1 protein-coding gene is annotated in these 223 nt (G+C 48.0%); it reads right to left on the minus strand.

Going from position 1 to position 223, the window contains the following annotated elements:
- On the minus strand, nt 1-223 hold a 223-nt coding region (locus AC0SAP_RS10455; protein WP_473384119.1), incomplete at both ends, for an Ig-like domain-containing protein.

The following is a 223-nucleotide window of genomic DNA, read 5'->3' on the forward strand; positions in this document are numbered from 1 at the left end:
TGGGGCATCATTCACCGGTGTGACTGTTACAGGAACCGTCACAGTGACACTGCCACCATTGCCGTCAGATACCACCACCGTGAACTCATCCTTACCGTTGTAATCTTTGTTTGGCGTATACGTAAACTCTCCGGTTTTCTCATCAAGTGAGACACTTCCCGAGGTTGGTTTTTGATCAAGTGTATACTTCAAGGTATCGCCATCAACATCCGTAACTCCCGTG

This window comes from Ignatzschineria sp. PL_is040 (assembly GCF_055813795.1).